The organism is Rhizobium sp. CB2179, from assembly GCF_057653455.1.
On the sequence record NZ_JBYGKR010000003.1, the window covers coordinates 71,974 to 90,094 of the forward strand.

20 protein-coding genes are annotated in these 18,121 nt (G+C 60.5%); 9 read left to right on the top strand and 11 right to left on the bottom strand.

Features of this window, described 5'->3' with window-relative positions; genetic code table 11:
• Positions 1–192: 192 nt before the first annotated feature.
• Both AC244Q_RS28615 and AC244Q_RS28620 read left to right on the top strand, forming a co-directional pair.
• Positions 193–1,542, top strand: coding sequence for a chloride channel protein (locus AC244Q_RS28615; RefSeq protein ID WP_128407510.1), 1,350 nt, complete (start codon positions 193–195; stop codon positions 1,540–1,542).
• Positions 1,543–1,717: 175 nt separating this feature from the next.
• Positions 1,718–2,095, top strand: coding sequence for a GFA family protein (locus AC244Q_RS28620; protein WP_128407511.1), 378 nt, complete (start codon positions 1,718–1,720; stop codon positions 2,093–2,095).
• Positions 2,096–2,154: 59 nt separating this feature from the next.
• Here AC244Q_RS28620 and AC244Q_RS28625 read toward each other — a convergent pair whose 3' ends face one another.
• Complete coding sequence (locus tag AC244Q_RS28625; protein WP_128407512.1) at positions 2,155–3,033, bottom strand: FkbM family methyltransferase; 879 nt, start codon at positions 3,031–3,033, stop codon at positions 2,155–2,157.
• Positions 3,033–4,751, bottom strand: coding sequence for an adenylate/guanylate cyclase domain-containing protein (locus AC244Q_RS28630; protein ID WP_128407513.1), 1,719 nt, complete (start codon positions 4,749–4,751; stop codon positions 3,033–3,035). The genes AC244Q_RS28625 and AC244Q_RS28630 overlap by 1 nt, the downstream gene beginning before the upstream one ends.
• 179 nt (positions 4,752–4,930) lie before the next feature.
• Here AC244Q_RS28630 and AC244Q_RS28635 point away from each other — a divergent pair, with 179 nt between their 5' ends.
• The gene (locus tag AC244Q_RS28635) at positions 4,931–6,019 is read left to right on the top strand and encodes a glycosyltransferase family 4 protein (RefSeq protein ID WP_128407514.1); all 1,089 of its coding nucleotides are present in this window, start codon (positions 4,931–4,933) and stop codon (positions 6,017–6,019) included.
• Positions 6,019–6,777, top strand: coding sequence for a polysaccharide deacetylase family protein (locus AC244Q_RS28640; protein WP_128407515.1), 759 nt, complete (start codon positions 6,019–6,021; stop codon positions 6,775–6,777). Before AC244Q_RS28635 ends, AC244Q_RS28640 begins: the two co-directional genes overlap by 1 nt.
• A gap of 106 nt (positions 6,778–6,883) precedes the next feature.
• On the opposite strand, the gene AC244Q_RS28645 is transcribed toward AC244Q_RS28640, so the two are convergent.
• The 4 genes from AC244Q_RS28645 to AC244Q_RS28660 all read right to left on the bottom strand — a co-directional run bounded on the left by AC244Q_RS28645 (position 6,884) and on the right by AC244Q_RS28660 (position 9,851).
• On the bottom strand, positions 6,884–7,753 hold the full coding sequence (locus tag AC244Q_RS28645) for an alpha/beta fold hydrolase (protein ID WP_128407516.1): 870 nt from the start codon (positions 7,751–7,753) through the stop codon (positions 6,884–6,886).
• A gap of 24 nt (positions 7,754–7,777) precedes the next feature.
• On the bottom strand, positions 7,778–8,152 hold the full coding sequence (locus tag AC244Q_RS28650) for a GFA family protein (protein ID WP_128407517.1): 375 nt from the start codon (positions 8,150–8,152) through the stop codon (positions 7,778–7,780).
• Between the two features lie 156 nt (positions 8,153–8,308).
• Complete coding sequence (locus tag AC244Q_RS28655; RefSeq protein ID WP_128407518.1) at positions 8,309–9,139, bottom strand: MBL fold metallo-hydrolase; 831 nt, start codon at positions 9,137–9,139, stop codon at positions 8,309–8,311.
• Positions 9,140–9,620: 481 nt separating this feature from the next.
• Complete coding sequence (locus AC244Q_RS28660) at positions 9,621–9,851, bottom strand: hypothetical protein (RefSeq protein ID WP_012763524.1); 231 nt, start codon at positions 9,849–9,851, stop codon at positions 9,621–9,623.
• A gap of 137 nt (positions 9,852–9,988) precedes the next feature.
• Between AC244Q_RS28660 and AC244Q_RS28665 the strand changes: the two genes are divergently transcribed.
• Positions 9,989–10,291, top strand: a complete 303-nt coding sequence (locus AC244Q_RS28665) for a hypothetical protein (RefSeq protein ID WP_017996800.1) — start codon at positions 9,989–9,991, stop codon at positions 10,289–10,291.
• Positions 10,292–10,492: 201 nt separating this feature from the next.
• Here the strand turns inward: AC244Q_RS28665 and AC244Q_RS28670 are convergent, their stop codons facing one another.
• The 3 genes from AC244Q_RS28670 to AC244Q_RS28680 form a co-directional block, all read right to left on the bottom strand.
• Complete coding sequence (locus AC244Q_RS28670) at positions 10,493–10,792, bottom strand: hypothetical protein (RefSeq protein WP_017996799.1); 300 nt, start codon at positions 10,790–10,792, stop codon at positions 10,493–10,495.
• Positions 10,793–11,335: 543 nt separating this feature from the next.
• Positions 11,336–11,713, bottom strand: coding sequence for a hypothetical protein (locus AC244Q_RS28675; protein ID WP_432431727.1), 378 nt, complete (start codon positions 11,711–11,713; stop codon positions 11,336–11,338).
• Positions 11,714–11,858: 145 nt separating this feature from the next.
• Positions 11,859–13,307, bottom strand: coding sequence for a CYTH and CHAD domain-containing protein (locus AC244Q_RS28680; protein ID WP_245460624.1), 1,449 nt, complete (start codon positions 13,305–13,307; stop codon positions 11,859–11,861).
• 140 nt (positions 13,308–13,447) lie between these two features.
• Here AC244Q_RS28680 and AC244Q_RS28685 point away from each other — a divergent pair, with 140 nt between their 5' ends.
• Positions 13,448–13,966 carry an NUDIX hydrolase gene (locus tag AC244Q_RS28685; RefSeq protein ID WP_128407520.1) on the top strand — a complete coding sequence of 173 codons (519 nt, stop codon included), beginning with the start codon at positions 13,448–13,450 and terminating at the stop codon, positions 13,964–13,966.
• A 66-nt stretch (positions 13,967–14,032) separates the two neighbouring features.
• Here the strand turns inward: AC244Q_RS28685 and AC244Q_RS28690 are convergent, their stop codons facing one another.
• Positions 14,033–14,260 carry a hypothetical protein gene (locus tag AC244Q_RS28690; protein ID WP_128407521.1) on the bottom strand — a complete coding sequence of 76 codons (228 nt, stop codon included), beginning with the start codon at positions 14,258–14,260 and terminating at the stop codon, positions 14,033–14,035.
• Between AC244Q_RS28690 and AC244Q_RS28695 the strand changes: the two genes are divergently transcribed.
• Positions 14,240–14,488: a hypothetical protein gene (locus tag AC244Q_RS28695; RefSeq protein WP_128449950.1), complete on the top strand. Its 249-nt coding sequence runs from the start codon at positions 14,240–14,242 to the stop codon at positions 14,486–14,488. The genes AC244Q_RS28690 and AC244Q_RS28695 overlap by 21 nt on opposite strands.
• A gap of 16 nt (positions 14,489–14,504) precedes the next feature.
• Here the strand turns inward: AC244Q_RS28695 and AC244Q_RS28700 are convergent, their stop codons facing one another.
• Entirely contained in the window at positions 14,505–16,151 is a 1,647-nt protein-coding gene (locus tag AC244Q_RS28700; RefSeq protein ID WP_245460626.1) for a Fic family protein, read from the bottom strand.
• A gap of 523 nt (positions 16,152–16,674) precedes the next feature.
• On the opposite strand from AC244Q_RS28700, the gene AC244Q_RS28705 reads away from it, so the two are divergent.
• Both AC244Q_RS28705 and AC244Q_RS28710 read left to right on the top strand, forming a co-directional pair.
• Entirely contained in the window at positions 16,675–17,343 is a 669-nt protein-coding gene (locus tag AC244Q_RS28705) for a GntR family transcriptional regulator (RefSeq protein WP_003553638.1), read from the top strand.
• 74 nt (positions 17,344–17,417) lie between these two features.
• Entirely contained in the window at positions 17,418–18,092 is a 675-nt protein-coding gene (locus tag AC244Q_RS28710; RefSeq protein WP_003553640.1) for a GntR family transcriptional regulator, read from the top strand.
• The last annotated feature ends 29 nt before the right edge of the window (positions 18,093–18,121 follow it).

Here is an 18,121-nt window from a genome sequence, read left to right on the forward strand (position 1 = left end):
TAGGCTGACTGCCTGCTCCCATGCGACGAATTTAGACCTAGGGAAGCCTGGACGGAACGGTTGAACGTGAGCCTCCGTGCTCGGCGCGCGCGCCCGCGGTCGTGCCCGCGATCGACCTGCTGCAAAGGGGGTGATCTTCGGGCGCGATAGCGCTAGTAAAGGACAACCCCGCCCCGCATCGCCGAGCCCGACATGCCGCCATCCTATCGATATTCCAAGCTCTTTCGCCGCTCCCGCGTCTTATGGGGCTCTTTCTCAATTTGGCGGCCAAGACTGGTGTTTTGGTGCGGGGCCTTGGCAATCGGGGTGATCAGCGTCGGCTTTGCGAAGCTTGCGGATCTGGCGCAGAAGGGCTTCGGGTCTCTCACCTCCTCCGGTGAATGGGCCTTCCTGCTGCCACTTGCGCTGACCCCGCTTGGCTTCATGCTCTCGGCCTATCTGGCGGCGAGGCTGTTTCCGAACTCGCAGGGGAGCGGCATTCCGCAGGCGATTGCCGCCAGGCACCTGAGGGACGACGAAGACCGAACCCGGCTGCTGTCGCTGAAGATCGCCTGCGGTAAGATCGTACTGACGGTGCTCGGGCTCTTCTCCGGCGCCTCGATCGGCCGCGAGGGTCCGACTGTCCAGGTCGGCGCGTCGATCATGCTCGCTGTTGCCCGGTTCAGTGGCATGGCGCAGGCGCGCGGGCTGATCCTTGCCGGATCGGCGGCGGGCATTGCGGCCGCCTTCAACACGCCGCTCGCCGGCATCGTCTTCGCGATCGAGGAAATGAGTCGGACCTACGAGTCTCGGGCGAACGGGCTGGTGCTCACGGCAGTCATCCTCTCCGGCCTTGCCGCGCTCGGGATTTCCGGAAGCTACAATTATTTTGGCATGGCATCGGCTGCACCCACGGAGCTTGGCGACTGGGGACTGGTTCTGATCTGCGGCGTCGGCGGCGGCGCGCTCGGGGCAGCCTTCAGCGGTTTCGCGCTGCACTTTGGCCAGAAGATCCGCCGCTGGGCGCAGCCACAGCCGCTGAAGCGCATGCTGGCTCTTGCAGGCACCTGCGGACTGACGATCGCAGTTATCGGAGTGGCATCAGGTGGCACGACCTTCGGTACCGGCTATGAGCAGGCACGAACTGCGGTCGAAGGCAACGCCCTGCCTCTGCTCTTCTTCGTCGAGAAGTTCGCCGCAAGCTTCCTGTCGATGCTGTCAGGTATTCCGGGCGGCATCTTTGCGCCGTCGCTCGCCGTCGGCGCCGGTTTCGGCAGCACCGTCGGCTCCCTGCTCGGCACCAGCGTCGCGCTGGCGGCCATCCTCGGCATGGCCGGCTATTTCGCGGGCGTCGTGCAGGCGCCGATGACGGCCTTCGTCATTATCCTCGAAATGACAGGCGATCATCAGGCAGTCATCCCGATCATGGCAGTGTCCATGATCGGTTACGTGACTTCGCGCATTCTTTCGCGCGAACCGCTTTATCATGGCCTTTCGCGGGTCTTCGTTGCGGCGGCGATCCGGGCGCGGCGTGCGGTCGAACGGGAGTCGGAGCAACTTTAGTTCTGCACAGACGACCGGCGAATATGCGCGATCATCTGCCGAGTAGTTTGCTACGAACATGGACCTGACACCTGATGGCACTGTTCGATCTGTCCGGCGGCCTGGCGGCGGCAATTAAAACAGCTACCAGGTGCGTGCGTTTGCTTTCGCGGACATTATTTTAGCGGAGCACGGAATGAAACGAGCAGCCAGTTGTTCATGCGGCCAGCTTTCGATCACCGCCGACGGAGAACCTGTCAAAATCTCCGCCTGCCATTGCCGGGCCTGCCAACGTCGCACCGGCAGCGCGTTCGGAGCAGGCGTCTTCTTCCACGCCGATCAAATAGAGACGTCCGGGGTCTCGACCAGCTACGTGCGGTGGGGCGACAGCGGCAAATCGGTCGAATTCAGCTTCTGCCCGGCATGCGGGTCGACAGTTTTCTGGATACTGGAATCCAGGAAAGAGCTGGTAGCCGTCGCATTGGGACGCTTCGCCGATCCCTCGTCGCTCGCGCCAACGCAAAGCGTCTACGAGGAAAGTCGTCTGGAATGGGTGTCGTTCGATTTGACCTAGATGCCATACAGAATGACACGTTAACAGATACTGCCCCGAATGCCGGTAACAAGCAGCCTCTAAGGCAAAAACAGCACGTTGTACTGATCGAATTCGCCCGGCAGGTCGCGGACCTTCATCTCCTCTTCGCGATCCTCGAAGATGACGAGACAATTCTCGTAGAAGCCGGATAGCATTGATATGAAGGCCTTCGTTCCTTCTACTCCGTAAAAGAGCGGGGTGAATTCCATGTAGAGCGGCACGCGGCGGGTAAGCAGCGGCCGCATCGAGCGGCAGGCGACCGGCTCGTAGCCTTCGATATCCATCCAGACGAGGCCGATCGCGGCCGGGTCGATCGAAAGTCCGGCGAGGATCTCGGAAACCGGCTTCACCGGCACGCTGATCTTCTTGTCTGTCGGGCTTTGACGGATGGCGCTGCTCTTGCCGTGATTGCTGAGGTTGAGAAAGAAATCGATCTCGCCTTCGTGCTCGCCGGCGGCGCAGTTGACGAGGCGGACCTTCGCCTCCAGCCGATTCTGGCGGATGTTGAGGGCAAGCAGCGGGAAATTGCGCGGATCGGGCTCGACGCTGACGATATGGGCATAGGTGTCGCTGAGGGCGAAATAGACGGTCTGGGTGCCGATATTGCCGCCGATCTCGAGCAGCGTTGCGTCCTTTCTCACGAGGCCGCGCTCGCGCAGGATGACGATCAGCCGGTCGACGGCCTCGCGTTCGAAATGGCCCTTCCGGAAGACCTTGCGGCCGATATAGTCCGAAGGCGAGAAAGTCATCAGATGGTCGCCGGCGTCGACCGTCACCGAGACCACGCGCGGGCCGATATTCTCGATCAGCAGTCGGCGGCCAAAGCGGGTGTCGAAGAAGCGCGAAGCGGCGGCGTTGCGGGCCTTGCGAAACAGGCGGCTCCAGTATTTGGCGGTCAGCCAGGGCTTGCCGGGCATCAGGTTTTTCCTTCGAGCGGCTCTGCCGCTTTCTCTCTTGGAATGACGTAGACTTTCAAGGGCAGGGCCCGGCCGCGCACGCTGATTTCACGGCTTTCGATGCCGGAAAGGTTAGCACCCGAAAGGCTCGCCACCGGTTCGGAGATGACGATCGCCGCTTCGAATTCCTTGGCGGCTGTTTCCAAACGGCTCGCGACATTCACGGTATCGCCGATCGCCGTCATGCTGCGCACCCGGCCGTATCCCATCGTGCCGACGACGGCCGGGCCGGTGTGAATACCGATCGCGATCCGCAGCGGCAGCGCCAGTTCGTCGGCGAGTTCCGCCGCGAGTTTCTCGATCTCGGCGACGATCGCTGCTGCAGCGTTGAGCGCCTGGCGGCAGGCTTCCTCCGGCGCGGTGTTGAGCCCGAAGAGCGCCATGGCGCCGTCGCCGATGAACTTGTCGAGCCGTCCGCCCGACTGCTCCACCGCCTTGCCGATGATGGCGAAATAGCGGTTCAGCAGGAAGACGACGTCGAAGGGCAGGCGGGTTTCCGTCAGTGTGGTGAAATGGCGGATATCGACGAAGAGCACGGCGATCTCGCGCTCGCGGCCCGGGCTCGTCTCCTGGCTGTTGGCGGGAAGGGCCGTCTCGATCGCCGGCACGAGAAGTGGCGCGACGGCAACGTCGCGGTTCGGACGAAGCTGGCAGGCGAGCCGGACATCCGGGCCGGCATTGATGCGCTTCAGCGTCGTCTGCTCCATCTTGTCGGGGATCGGCAGGCTGTCGTAGTCGCCAAGGATCTGCACGCGGCAGGTGGAGCACTGGCCCTTGCCGCCGCAGACGGCATAATGCGGCAGGCCGCCAAGCCGGCTCGCTTCCAGAACCGAGAAGCCGCGCGGCACGCGGATCACCTCGCCGCCCGGATAGTTCACGGCGACTTGGTCAAGCCGCTCCTTCAGCTTGCGCCGGGCACGCGCGATGACGACGATGAGCAGCGAAGCCGAGAAGGCGCCGTAGAGCCCGGCGCGGATCATGGCGACCTCACGGTGAACTTGCGGGTTCGAGGCGTAACGGGTGTTGATGCCCTCCTTGTAGGCGCTGACCGTCATTGACTGCTGGTAGGAAGGGTCGGCGAGCGTTCGGCCCATTTCGACGAAGCCGAGTAGCGAAAGCACCGGCACGAGGATCGCAATCGCCAGCAGCAGCGGAGCGAAGTCCGGGTACCAGGAGCGGTAGCGCAACCAGAAATGGATGCCGATGCAGCCGTGGATCCAGACGGCGACGACGGCGAGCGCCTGCCGCAATCCGTTCGCCGGGTTCTTGATCCAGAGCATGCCGACAACCGTCTCGTAGTCATCGATGTAGCCGTAGAATTCGTGAGCAATGCGTGTGCCGATGACATGATCCATAAGCAACAGCGGGATCATCAGGCCGAGCACGATCTGGGCCATTTCCCCTTTCGGCATGACGAGGCTGCGGCGCATGTAGATGGCGCGCAGCACCAGCGCGATGTGGATGAGCACCGACGAATAGAAGATGGCGGTCCCCAGAGGATTGCGCCAGATCGCCAGAAAGAGGTGGGCGGCTTTATCGGCGGCGGCGACTGAAATCAGGCCAATCGCATGGTTCGACAAATGCAAGAGGACGAAGATGAAAATGACGAGGCCGGAACCGAGCCTCGCCCTTCTGATCGTACGTTCCGAAAAAATCCCTGTGGCCGAGACCGTCGTCATTCATTCCCGTTCTTGTCGATGTAACCGCAGGCCCATAGAGATTGAGAAAGAGGCGGAATTGCTTCGATCGCGATCACATTCCATATGCTTATGCGCAAGTTTTCGGCAAAGGGACAATAGCGGAATTTTCCCGACAGGCGTGAAAGTTGTAAACAGTGTGTCTTACCTGAGGTGTCCCGATGCGGGTGGCTTTCTACGCGCCGATGAAATCGCCGAACCATCCGGTACCGTCGGGCGACCGGCTGATGGCGCGACTGCTGATCCGGGCACTGGAGCTTGGCGGGCATCAGGTCGACGTCGCCTCCGAATTCCGCGCCTATGCCTCGACACCGGACGCGGCACGGGCGCTCGAACCCGCCATCGGCGCCGAGCTGGAGCGGCTGCGGCTAAGATGGAAATTCGCGCCGCGGCCGGACCTCTGGTTCTGCTACCACCCTTATTATAAATCGCCCGATCCCTTCGGGCCGGCGATATCCGCCGAATTCGCCATTCCCTACGTCACCGCCGAAGCCTCCTATGCGGCAAAACGCGATCGAACCGGCTGGGCAGCTTCGCAGAAGCTGGTGGGCGATGCGATCATTCGGGCGGCGGTCAATATCAGCTTCACCGGGCGCGACCAGGACGGGCTTGCCGCCGCCTTCGCGCAGGCGCGCCTCGCCAGGCTTAACCCCTTCATCGACACGGCGCTGTTCGAGAAGGTGTCGCCGGCGCCTGATCCGCGCCGGCTGATGACGGTCGCGATGATGCGAGCCGGCGACAAGATGGACAGTTATGTCATGCTTGCAAATGCGTTGAGGCTGATCGAAGACCGGCCCTGGACGCTGGCCGTCATCGGCGATGGTCCGATGCGGCAAGAGGTGCGGGCGCTGTTTGCCGACTTTCCCGGCCGCATCGAATGGCTGGGCGAGCGCAATGCCATCGAGATCGCCGAACTGCTCGGACGCGGCGGCCTCTATGTCTGGCCCGGCTGCGGCGAGGCCTACGGTCTCGCCTATCTGGAAGCCCAGGCCGCTGGCCTGCCTGTCGTCGCGCAGGAAACGGCAGGCGTGCCAGCGGTGGTCGAGGCTGGCGTGACCGGGCTGTTGACGCCAGAGGGCGATGTTGCCGCCTATGCCGAGGCCGTGGCCGCCCTGCTTGACGAGAGGCAAAGGCGCGACGCCATGGGGCAGGCGGCGCGGCGCCTGGTGCTTGGCGAGCGCTCGCTTGCGATGGCGGCGCAGGTATTGGACGGAATTTTGCGCGACAGCGCAGCAACAGGAGTGACGTGATGACCGACGGAATAGCCTGGGACCCCCTGCGCCGCGAGCTTGACCGCTGGCAGGCCGCCGGCCGCGTGGCGCGGTTCTGGCTGCGAGATGACGACGCCGTCGAGCCGACGCAGCCGCTGGAGACGCTGTTGGCGCTGACGGGCGAAAGCGGGGTTCCGCTGATGCTCGCCATCATTCCCGGCCTGACCGGCGAAACGTTGGCCGCGCGCTTGGCGGAGGAAACATCCGTCGCTGTCGCCGTGCATGGCTGGTCTCATACCAACCATGCCGGGCCGCAAGGCAAGAAGCAGGAACTCGGCGGCGAGCGGCCGGCGGAGGCCGTGCTCGGCGAGTTGGGTGAGGGGTTCCGGCTGCTGCGGCGGCTGCATCCGGCCCGCTTCCTGCCGGTGCTGGTGCCGCCGTGGAACCGGATCGACGCCGCCCTCATCCCGGCGCTTCCGGCGCTCGGATTTGCAGCCCTTTCGGTCTATGGGCGAGCCAAGCAGGACGGCCCGATGCCGCTCCTCAACACCCATGTCGACATCATCGACTGGCATGGCACGCGCGGCGGACGGGGCGAGGCGGAATTGGTGGCCGAACTGGTGGCCGAGCTTGACGACCGGTTTGCCGGCGGCGACGAGCCTCTCGGCGTGCTCACCCACCATCTGGTGCATGACGTAGCGGCATGGGATTTCCTGTCGGCCTTGTTCGCGGTGACGACCCGACATCCGGCCGTCCGCTGGTCATCGGCGTCGGAACTGCTAGAGCACATCGCGTGAAACTGTGCCGCGGTGTTGCGATAGCGCATGCGCAAAAGCAAGACCTGAAGCGCGAGGAGCGAATCTCAAAGATCGCGACACGATATAGGGCATTAGACATTGTCGATCAGGTGGCATGAACGCGCCCGAGGAAGTCTGGCATGATTGCGACGACCTCTTCGAGATGTGTCTCGAGCAGCCAGTGGCCGCCGCCGAGCAGATGCAGTTCGGCATCCGGCAGATCCCGTAGGTAGGCTCGCGCCGATTTTTCCGGCATGTAGTGGTCGTTCGGACCCCAGACGATCAAGGTCGGAGGCTGGTATTCCTGGAGGTATTTCCGGTGTTCCGGGAACCAGGCCCGGTTCTCCTTCAGTCCAACGATCAGGTCTCTGGCGATGTCCTTGCGCCGTGGCGTGATCAGCGACCAATGCAGCTTCCAGAGGTCTGGCGGGATCGCATCGGCCAGAGGAGGCGGCAGATCGTTGAGGAATTCCTCCTTGAAAGTCTCCTCGCTGACCGCCTCCGCCAGCACCTTCCTCATCTCCGATCTCGGAAGCGTCCAGGTCGCCTCGATATCCGCATATTTTGGTCCGAGGGCATCTTCATAGGGAATGTCGCCATTCTGGATGATCAGCGCCACGATGCGTTGAGGGGCTCTGATCGCCAAGCGGGTACCGATTGGCGAGCCGAAGTCGTGGAGGTAGGGGACGAACCGGTCGACACCTAGGGCGTCGACGAAGGCCTCCAGCCAGGCAGCGTATCCATCGAAACTGTAGTCGAAATCTTCAGGCGTGCCACTATAGCCCGCGCCCGGGAAATCCGGCGCGATCAGGCGCCACTGGTCGGCAAGGCGCGGCATGAGATTGCGAAATTCATGGGACGAGCAGGGATATCCGTGCGGCAGCAACAAGACCGGAGCATCTTCCCGGCCGGCCTCGCGGTAAAAAGTCTCGACGCCTGCAACCGTCATCCAGCGATGTCGGACGAGAGTGGTCATGGACAAGCTCCTCGGAACCGTTCTTCACGTTCGGTCTTCGTCATACTGCTTTGCGCCTTCCACCGGTCGCAGCCACGGCTCGCGGCGTTTGATCCAGAGTTCGTAGCTCGGCACAAGAGGCGTCGGGGCCTCGGAAAGGATGCCGAGCTTGATTTCGGCCTCCTGGTCATCGGCGGAAAACAGCCGCGAGCCGCAACCGGTGCAGAAATGTCGACCCTGGAACTCGCCGGTTTTCCCTGAATGTTCGAACTGGCCGGCGGGCCAGATCCCATAGAAGGTAAAGGCCGAACCGCTTTCTTGCCGGCAGTCGGTGCAATGACAGATTCCAACGCGCAAGGGTTCGCCCCGGACAGAAACATGCACCTGCCCGCAAAGACACTTTCCGGAAAGCACGGTCATGACGGATCCCTGTTTCGTTGATTTTTCGCTGCCGGGAAAACGGTCCGGCCGGGCATCTGTTCCGTCGTGACGTCGCAGGCCTGCTCGGCTCCACGAATAGGATACTCTGTCGAAGAGCGTCAGACTGGACAAGATGAAGGCGGCTTCAGCGGCCTGCTAGATCATCACGATCTGATTGTCGCGCGCGGCAAAGGATTCGGGGAAGGCCGCCTGCGCCTGCGTTTCCATCTGCGCCAGCTGTTCGTCGGTGCGGGAGGGAGCGTGGTGGAACAGCGCGAAGCGCTTGGCGCCCGCGATCTTCGCGAGCTCGGTGCCGTGCTGCCAGGTCGAATGGCCGAAGCCCTTGAAACGCTGCATCTCGTCTTCGTTGTAGGTGCAGTCGTAGACGACGAGATCGGCGTCCTGCATCATTTCGAGCGAGACCGGATCGTAGTTGCCGGGATCATGTTCGATATCGTAGATGAGAGCGACCGAACGGCCCTGCCATTCGATGCGGTAGCCTATGGCGCCGCCCGGATGGTTCAGCATGAAGGTCTTGATCGTGACGCCCGGGCGCGGGTTCAGCACCTGGCCGGCATGAAAATCGCTGAAATTCATCGTCGCCTGACAGATGTCGGTCTTGACGGGAAACCAGGGCGGGCTGATGAACTGCTCGACCATTTCCCGCGTGCTCATCTTGCCATCGAGATGGCCGGACCAGATGTTGACGTTGATCGAGGGATAATAGATCGCCTTGAAGAAGGGCAGGCCGATGATGTGGTCGTAATGGCAGTGGCTGAAGAACAGGTCGACGTCGGTGACGCTGTCGGCGAGCAACGACAGCCCCGCCTCGCGCAGGCCGGAGCCAGCGTCGAAGATCATCCGATGTTCTCCGCAGCGAATCTCGATGCAGGAAGTGTTACCGCCGTAGCGATCGAACTCGGGGCCAGACACGGGAATACTGCCGCGGACGCCCCAAAATTTTACCTGAAACAGTTCTGTCGTCATCGTTCTTCAAACCGGCCTTCCCGCATCGCCATCGTAGTCATAGTTCGTCCCGATGCGAAGCAGCAGAATTCCACGGGTTTGTCTGTTCCCCTTTGTATTCTCCCAACCGATAGCGGAAGAAGAAGTAGATTTTCCTAAGCAATCGGCTTTCGGTTCGGAAAGCAAGCCAGTATGGTTGGTTTTCGGTATACGCGCTGCTCAGGGCGGGGACATTTTCCCGTAAGTCATGCCTATTAGATGGTTGCGCGCGATTGAAAAAACAATTGCCGCCCTGTCGAGCCGAAAATCCAGTTCCGAAGGTTGGGGGGACCGCTATATCCGACGACGGCTGACTGGGCTCTGACAATCAGCCTTCTTTCATTTTGCATCTCGCGGCTTTGTCTGGAACGTCTGGTCTAAGTTCAACTATAGGGCGGGCCGCTCTGCGCTATCGTGGAATCCTTCGGGCGGTCGTCTAGGCCGGTGCTGACCTTCGACATCGTCACTCGCGGTTTGCCGTCTGCGGCGCGGGGATGCGCGTCTTCGCATCGGACCGACCAGTCTCTGGTTCGGCGTCGGCGACGCCGTCACCGGCCTCGCGGCTGTTGCCCATGTTCACGGGCGGGGCGCGCTGTTCGTCGACGTTGATCTCTGGAAGCTCGTCGTCCTGCGTGTCTTCGTTCAGCGACTTTGGAGGAAGCTTGGCGGAACTGGGGATTGAGTTCGTCGTCATGTTGGTTCTCCTTCTGGAGAAGGAACTCGCAGACGCCGACGCGGTTCCACCCGCCGCCGTCGTGATCCTGCCATCCTTTTTCGCGATCAACACCCGCCACGCCGAGGCGTGATTCTGAATGAAATGAGGAGTTTGATATGCTGAAGACCACATTGGTCGCGACGACAACGTTGCTTGCCCTTACCCAGTTCGCCAGTGCTTCCAGCGACAGCGCATGGAACGCACTGTTCGCGAAGGCGAACGGGACCTGCATCGGTCAGTCGCGAATGGTGTCACCGGAAGCGACCGCGCCGGTGGTCTTCGACGATGCGACTGGCAAGGTAGCAGTTCTTCTCCGCGAGAAGAGCTCGAAGTCGAAGAAGCTAGTGAACCTCATCTGTCTGTACGACAAGAAGTCGGGCAAGGCGTCCATTGCCGAGTATCAGTGGCTCGGACAGTAGGGACCGGCGGCCAGGGCGATGTCAAAGCGGCGGTTGAACGCTCAGGTGATCTGTAGAGTATAGCGGGGGCCCGGCTTACCTACCGTGCTGTTCTGTTTAACGATTGCGGGGACTATCATGGGCGGCAATATTCGCGCATGCGTTTCCACCTTACGATCGGCAAACGAGGCCGAGTCACGATGGTTATGGTTGCGAAGAAAATCAAAGGCGTTCGATTTCAATCACGCGAATGACGATCTCCTCCTGACGGAACCGCGCCTCCAGTTTCTTGCGGTAGGACGACCACCAGGCGCGGTCGAGATCAGGGGTCATTAACTCGGCGACAACGATGCGGTCCTGCTCGATTTCGCCGTCGTCGCGCCACAGTCCTTCGGCGGGTGAGTCGACGTGAAGGGTGACCCCGCCGAACTTCGCCATGAGTTCGTCCCGGACAAGGTTGACGTTCGGCCGGCTCCCACGAGGGTGTGAAACTGGAAGGAGGATTTCGACGAGATACGGCATCCTGGTTAACCGGCGTCGCGACCGGAAGTTCCTGGTTGCCGGCGCCGTCGGCGATCCATCCTGAAAGTGTGAATCGAGCGCCGCCATCGGCGAACATGCGGTGGAATGACGCTGGACGACATCAACTCGGCTGTCTTATGAGATTGATCAAGGCGTCAGCCGGTCAAACCTGAATGTCTTGGTGCCTGGTTTTCTCTCGCCGCAGCGTCCAGCTTTTTCAGTAAGTCCCCGAAAACATCTTCGCAGTCGGTGGGCAATGAGAATTCTGGCAGCCCACGCAAACGTGGTCCCAAGCGCTTCAAGGTATCGCGCTGGAAGATTCCTGCTGTGGTTGTTTTATATGTTTCAGACATGATGTCACAACGAGGGCGCCAGTGTTAGGTTCCGCAATGACGGCGACAGGTGATTTGTTGGGTTATGAAAGTGAAGGCGTGGGATGTTGAGCGTGTTTTAGTCCGCGAGGTGCATGGAACATCATTCCCGAGGCTGCTCGCCCCGTCGCCAGTTCCGCGCGGCAAGCCTCACCGAAATCCAGGAGAAAGTTCATCGCGCCGGAATGCGCAAGGTCCCGCATTTCCGAAAGCGAGCGATTGGGGTCAGGTAGGTTTTGACGATCCTTGCCATCGCCAGTTCGGCTGCATCCACGAGCCGTCTCGACGAGATCAGACGCATCTGGGCGACCAGTGCGTAAAGTAGCACGAGATCGGAAACATCGTCCTTCTGGTGGCTTATCGCATCGGCGTAAAGTCGCGTCGCTTCAGCTATGAAGTCGGAAAAAAGCTTTTCCCGCTTGGCGGCCTCGAGCTCTCGCTGTTTTTCCCTCACTTGTGAACGGTGCGTCATCCAGGCGGTGGCGAACGAGGCGAGACCGCCGATAACGACGCCGGCAAGGCCCATCAGGGCGGAGATGTATGGTTCCATGAGAATTTGCCTTTCGCAACGATCGGGCTCACCAACGACGTGGCTATGATCCTACCCCGCCAGCGGAGGACCTACCCATACGCCTTCTGGTACCGCGGGGATGCTGTTCACCAGATCTTCGCGTGAGGTTCACGGTATCCTCATGTCAGCGCCAGAAACGCTTGGTGTCGATGACCTCGTCTACTAAGGACTGGGCCATGCGGATCAACGCATTCTTGTCATCGTGGAAAACGACAGAATCGCGAGCAGGGTGGTCGGCCAGTCCATGCTGCTCGAGCACGCCCGGTCCCGTTGCCAGATCGTTCAATGCTCCAAGATGGTCCTGCAGATCCCCCATCGCAGCGATAAATTTCCGGTGCCGACGGGCGCCGCGCTTGTCGTCGAACAGCGATCCGAAGAACTCGGCCGCGTAGCGAAGCTTTTTAGCATCCTTGCGAACCTGGTGACGATGCTCGTCGTCGGTCTCGGCCAGCGCACTGCCATGCTTTTTCAGCTTCTTCCGCATCTTGTCGAGGGCCCTCGCGGCAAACTCCGGAACCGACGCGTCCTCGGAAGTTGCGCTGCCACCAGCGCGATCGAGGTGACAGTGAAGCCACTCGTTGAAATCGAGCATCAGCGCGCGCGCTCTCGCCGACTCCAGCGCCTCGACGGCGTCACCGTACGCCTTGTTGCGGGCATCCTTGAGCTGGGCCCGAAGGTCGGGGTCCTTCGCCTTCGTCAGCAGGACGTCGAGATTACGCGCTTCGCCGAGGACGCCGGCGAGCCACCGAAACTCCCTCTGCAGCCCACTCGGCTCGTCGCCCTCCAAGAGCGGCTTGAACAGCGAGAACGCGGAGCGGAGACGCCGCAGAGCTACCCGCGCCTGATGAAGGGCTTCCGAATTTCGTCGCTGGAGAAGGATATCTTCGTTGAGACGGAATTGCCGAAAGCAGGATGCGGCGATTTCTCGAAAGGCGGCAGATGCCTTGATGTTTCGCTCGAGATCGAGGCGCTCTGCCTTGAACATGAATTGCTGCCTGTCCAGAAGCGCGAGACCCCGTTCGGACTTGGACTGAATTCCGAACCGGAAAGGTGCGATCGCGTCGATCTTGCGAATGAATACGAAGAGGTTCTTCGGATCGCCGTCCTCGAGTTCGACCTCGATTTCCTGAACAGGCGAGCGCCTGTTGCCAGACACAAGGTCTCCCCGGTCGACGACCACCTCCAGCCGAGAGCCATTCAATTCGAACTTCCAGACGCGGCGCTCAATGAACACGGTGAAAGCGGCCTCCACCTCAAGTTCCGGTCCGAACTCGCTTATGAGCGGGCTCGTATGGTCGAGGACGGGTTCATTGCCTTCAATGGGAGTCTCCCATTCTGAACGGACAAACAGTGATTTCGCCGGCCCGGATGCCTTCACAGTCTGGACGTTGGAAGCGCCGGTAGAGCGGATACGCAGAGAGAACCCTTTCTGCGACAGCCGACGATCGTCTGTCTCGAAGTAGGTCGATGACTGTTGCAGTGCCTCGTCAGGCCCTCCGAGAAGATCGGAACCCAAAAGGCGCTCAAGGGCTTCGTTGGAGAGGTCGAGCTTGATTTCGATTTCCGATGGCAAGGCGGGCTCCATTCTGATTGGACGCTCATCAACGCTGGAGGTCCTGTCATAGTTCGGTCGCGTCACGACGTGATGAAGCAAACTGGACTCTTCAACGTTGCCCAGCTAGCTTGCGCGGGCTTCGAAACCGGAGGCGGACGATGCTCAACGAAAACCCCCAGATGGAACTTACGAAAACCGAGTCTGGTCGCGATGTCGCGCAGGCTGGTGCTCTGTGCTACCGTCGGAACGAAAACGGTCGAGTTGAGATCCTTTTTGTGGGCAGCCGACGGAACGGTCGATGGGGAATTCCGAAGGGGCACCTCGACGAGGGTGAGACTAGCAGCGCCGCGGCGCTGAGAGAGGCGTTCGAGGAGGCCGGGGTCGAAGGCGTCGTCGACAAGACCGTGTTCGGTACGTTTTCGTACCGGAAGGACACGAGTCCCAACCAATACCACGTGGCCGTCCACCTTCTTCAGGTCTCGAGGATAGCGGACAAGTTTCCGGAGAAGGATGTCCGAAAGACGCGATGGTTCCCCTTGGAGAGCGCGCTGCGGCAAGCGGCGCAGCCGGGCTTGCGGATGCTACTCGCAAGTTTAGAAGGGCGCCTTCCAATGGCGGGAAGGTGGCGATCACCGACAAGCAGGCGGAGATCTTCCTGCGGCTCGACGACGACATGAAGCGGGCGATCGCCGTCCGGGACGAAACGTCGGGCGTGCCGGCTGGCCAAGCGTTGAGAACACCGTTCATGCCGAGATGCCAGCGACGCCGCCCCCTTCGAACGGCTGAAGACCGCCTTGTTCCGGACTAGGGGACGAACCCGCTTCGATCGGGCGGCGGCCGACGGGATCCTCGACGACCTCCGGCATGTCCCTTACCGGAACGGCGTCGCCGCGGCGCAGGTCTTCTAGTTCCTCGATCAGGACTCCATCGACGCGGACGAAGACTTGTCGATGGCGCAGGACGACCTGCACCGGATGTCGCGAAACCTGCCGTTCCTCCGTAAGGATACGGCCGTTGTCGAAGAGATTGAATCCATACGGGCGGATATGTCGGAGGAGGCTCGAATCTTCTTTGGATGGCGGCCGTATGCGGGGAAGTGGTCGTTTCCGAATCCTGTGTGGAGCGAACTCCGCCAGGCGTTTCAGGAGGGCGGGGACGATGCACCGGTGGAGCTGTGCGCTGCCCCGTCTTTTTCCTGACGGGCAGTACAGCTTCTCAACGCCGGCCCGGTGCGGCCGGTGGATCGACTTGTTCCAGCAGTTCGGGGCCGTCTTCCGGAACGTTCATCTCGAACACGTCGCGCACGACCGCTTCCGCCGCCTCGATTTCGAGGTCTGTCATCTTTTCGAACTCCCGCCGGCGGCGCTTCTTCGCCAGGACGCCGTCGTTCTGCCGCACGAAATTGATCAGCGAGGAGATCATCCCATCAGGCATCTCGATGAAGCTCTGTATCCGCCCCTTTGCTTCATCAAAACGGGCGAGATACTCGATCTCCCTTGGCAGGTCGTGCTCGATCGTAGTCACGACGCATTCGTACAGGAACTCGGTGATCTCGGTATAGTCTCCGAAGCGGTAGAGATCGGCGGTGTCGTTGATCACGCGGACGTTCTGCTTGTCGGTAGGCACCCATTCAACGAACTGGAGCAGTGGTCCAGTGAAGGCTCGAAGTTCCTCGCCGTATTCGGCCTGACGCTTCAGAAGCACTGACGATACAGGAAAGATCATGCCCGTCGGAGTGTAGCCGCGCTCGGAGAGTACGTGGTGGATCATATACCGGTGAAGTCGCCCGTTGCCATCCTCGAACGGATGGATGAAGACGAAGGCGAATGCCATGACCGACGCCTGCAAGACTGCGTCGACGTCGCTCTTTGCCATCCGCTCGCCGCAGGCGATCACCCCTTGGAGAAGATCGGCGACATCCTCGTGCCGGGCGGGCACGTGCTCAGGGCTGGGATCGTTATTCCAGTCGCGGCCGCCGATGAACCCGCCGGCGTCGCGTAGTCCGCGCTTTATGAACCGGTCTTCCTCGATGACGATGTGCTGTAGACGCACCAGTTCGTCTATTGACAGCGGTCTGCGCCCTGCTTGAGCGACCGCGCGCATCCACAATTCAAGTCGGTTGCGTGGAGGGCGTTCCCCTTCGATCTGGTAGGTGGCTTGGCTGTCGGCCAGCAGAAGGAAATTCGCAGCTCTGGCGATCACCTGCCTGTCTATCTTGCCGATCAGTTCCTTCGCAGCCTCGTTCCAGCGGTGGTCGACGGTTTCCGAAAGGAAGTTGCTCCGGCGGAGCACTGGACAGAACGACGGTGTTCCAAGAAGGTTGTCGCGCACCCGGTGGCGTGGCGAATTGACAGGCTGCGAGGTAAAGTACTCTCTTGAATCCAGAGCCTCCACGTAGTTGCCTTGATCCAGGTCAGGAAGGGGAACCCTCTCGTTCGTGAGCCACTCGTAGAAAAACCAGATCCTGCGTGTGGTCGCGCCAGTCGGCGCAGCCTCAACTATGGGCGCTATATCGTGAGCGGAGACCTTCTGGAACAGCCGCTTCAAAACAAGGAGATCGGTCTGCTCGTTCCTGAACGCAAACGCGAGCTGGCCTGCCAGGGAATTTTCCGGCATGAACCGCTTGTCGAAGATCGTCCAGCCGTCCTGATGCTTCCTTCCTCCCCTGACCGAAGCGTTCGCAACGGCGGAAGGCGCGCGGACAGGCGCGTCGACCCCGTACATGGCGATCAGCGCGGAATATCCAGCCAGCTCTGAGCCGACTGGGATAATCCACTCCTTGAAGACCCTTGGATTGGCCGGATTGCTAGGCATTTGATCATCCCCGCGTAACCGTCGCGAAACGGTTATATGCGCCGTCATCCTGCATAGTTCAATTGCCGATGTCGCGATACGATTAGAATGCGCCAACTATGTCACCAAACAGTTATTCGGGCGATATTGAATGAAATGTCGCAGTATTATTACTGAAGTCGCCAAACGATTAGAATCGCAGGCCTATGTCGCCGAATGATTATTCCTCGGAACGAAATGGCATTTCGGAGCCTGCACATCGTCTGAGCGGGCCGCCTTCGCTGAGGGCCGGGGCAGTTCAATTACCGAACTTGGATGCGAATCGCCAAAAACAATTCCGATTTCATCAACAAAAGTGACGCGGTAATTCCCAGAATTCCCGGTTAGTGCCATGTGATCTTGCGGGTTACGCGAAGAGCCTAGCCGAAACGACTTATGGCGCGTGTATTGCGTTTACCCCCGTTCGCCTGCATCTCCGGGAAAACCACCATCATATGAGAAAATTGTGCATCCGATTTGTGGGAATGTTTCCTTGCTTTAGGATGCCAGAAAGCGATATATCCGACGATACGGGAAATATAAGAGACTAGCGATGTTGCCGCCGATTATCAACGAGACCATCGCCGAGAGCAGCTACAGGCGCATTCGGGCCGACATCATTTTTGGCCGGCTGCCTCCCGGGCAAAAGTTGAAACTGGAAAGCCTGAAGGAGACCTACGAGACCAGCATCAGCACACTTCGGGAAGTGCTGAACCGGCTCTCCTCCGAGGGGCTTGTCCTCGCCGAGGGACAGAAAGGTTTCGAAGTGTCTCCGGTGTCGGTTTCAGACCTCAAGGAGACGGCGGCGCTGAGGCTTCTCTTGGAAACACATGCGCTGGAGCAGTCGTTCGTGCATGGCGACGTGGAGTGGGAAGCTCCGCTGGTATCGGCGCATTACAAATTGGCGCGGATGGAACAGGTGATGGCAACCGGCGACACCAGCAGGGCTGAGGACTGGAAGCGCTACGACTGGGAGTTCCACCAAGCCCTGATATCTGCCTGCGGGTCGAAACTGCTGATGGAGACGCATTCGGTGATCTTCGACAGATATCTCAGATATCAGATGGTTGCCTTGTCCTATCGAGGCGATGTCGCAGCCAATGAACATCAGCAGCTTTTGGATGCGGCATTGCGACGGGACGCGGAGACGGCCAAGCGGGTGCTTGCCCTGCATATTCAAGGCGGGGTCGAACATGCGCTGGCGAGAGGGACGCTGAGATAGAAATTGTCCGGAGGTTCCAACTCGAGCTTTAGGTCCACCACGTAAATTGCATTTCGGCCAAACCAGGAAAAGCCATGCTCAAGCAAGTCCACGACCCGGCTGAAACAGTAAGCGATGTCGTCTTCCGGCAGATCCGCGAGGATATCATATCGGGGACATTGCCGCCGGGGGCCAAGATCAAGCTGGAGCAGGCCAAGGAGCGTTACTCCATCGGCATTTCATCGCTGCGCGAAATCCTGAGCCGTCTGACCACGGAAAACCTCGTCGTTGCCGAGGGGCAGCGCGGTTTTGAAGTCAGCCCTGCTTCGCGCCGCGAACTTCTGGAGCTCGCCGACCTCAGGATTGTTCTGGAAACACATGCGATCGGCCTTGCCTTCGCTGCGGGAAATCTTGAATGGGAGGGGCGCATCGTCGCCGCCCATCACCGGCTGGCTGCCGCGGAACGCAAGCTCCTTGCCGGCGACGTCTCGCGGACGGTCGACTGGGTTCGATACGACTGGGAGTTCCATCAGGCGATCGTCTCGGCCTGCAATTCAGCGACGTTGATGGCGACATTGTCGTCCGTCTTCGACCGCTTTCTCCGCTACCATATGCTGGCCGAAAGTTTTCGCGGAAAGCCCGTCGTCGATGACCACAGGGTTTTGTTTGAACTTTCCATTCGGCGCGACGTCGCTGGCGCGACCGACGTCGTCAGACGGCACGTTCAAAGCGGCGTGGACCATGTGCTCAAGAGCGGCCGGATTACATAGAGAAATTCCAGCAAAAAGTGCGACGCGGT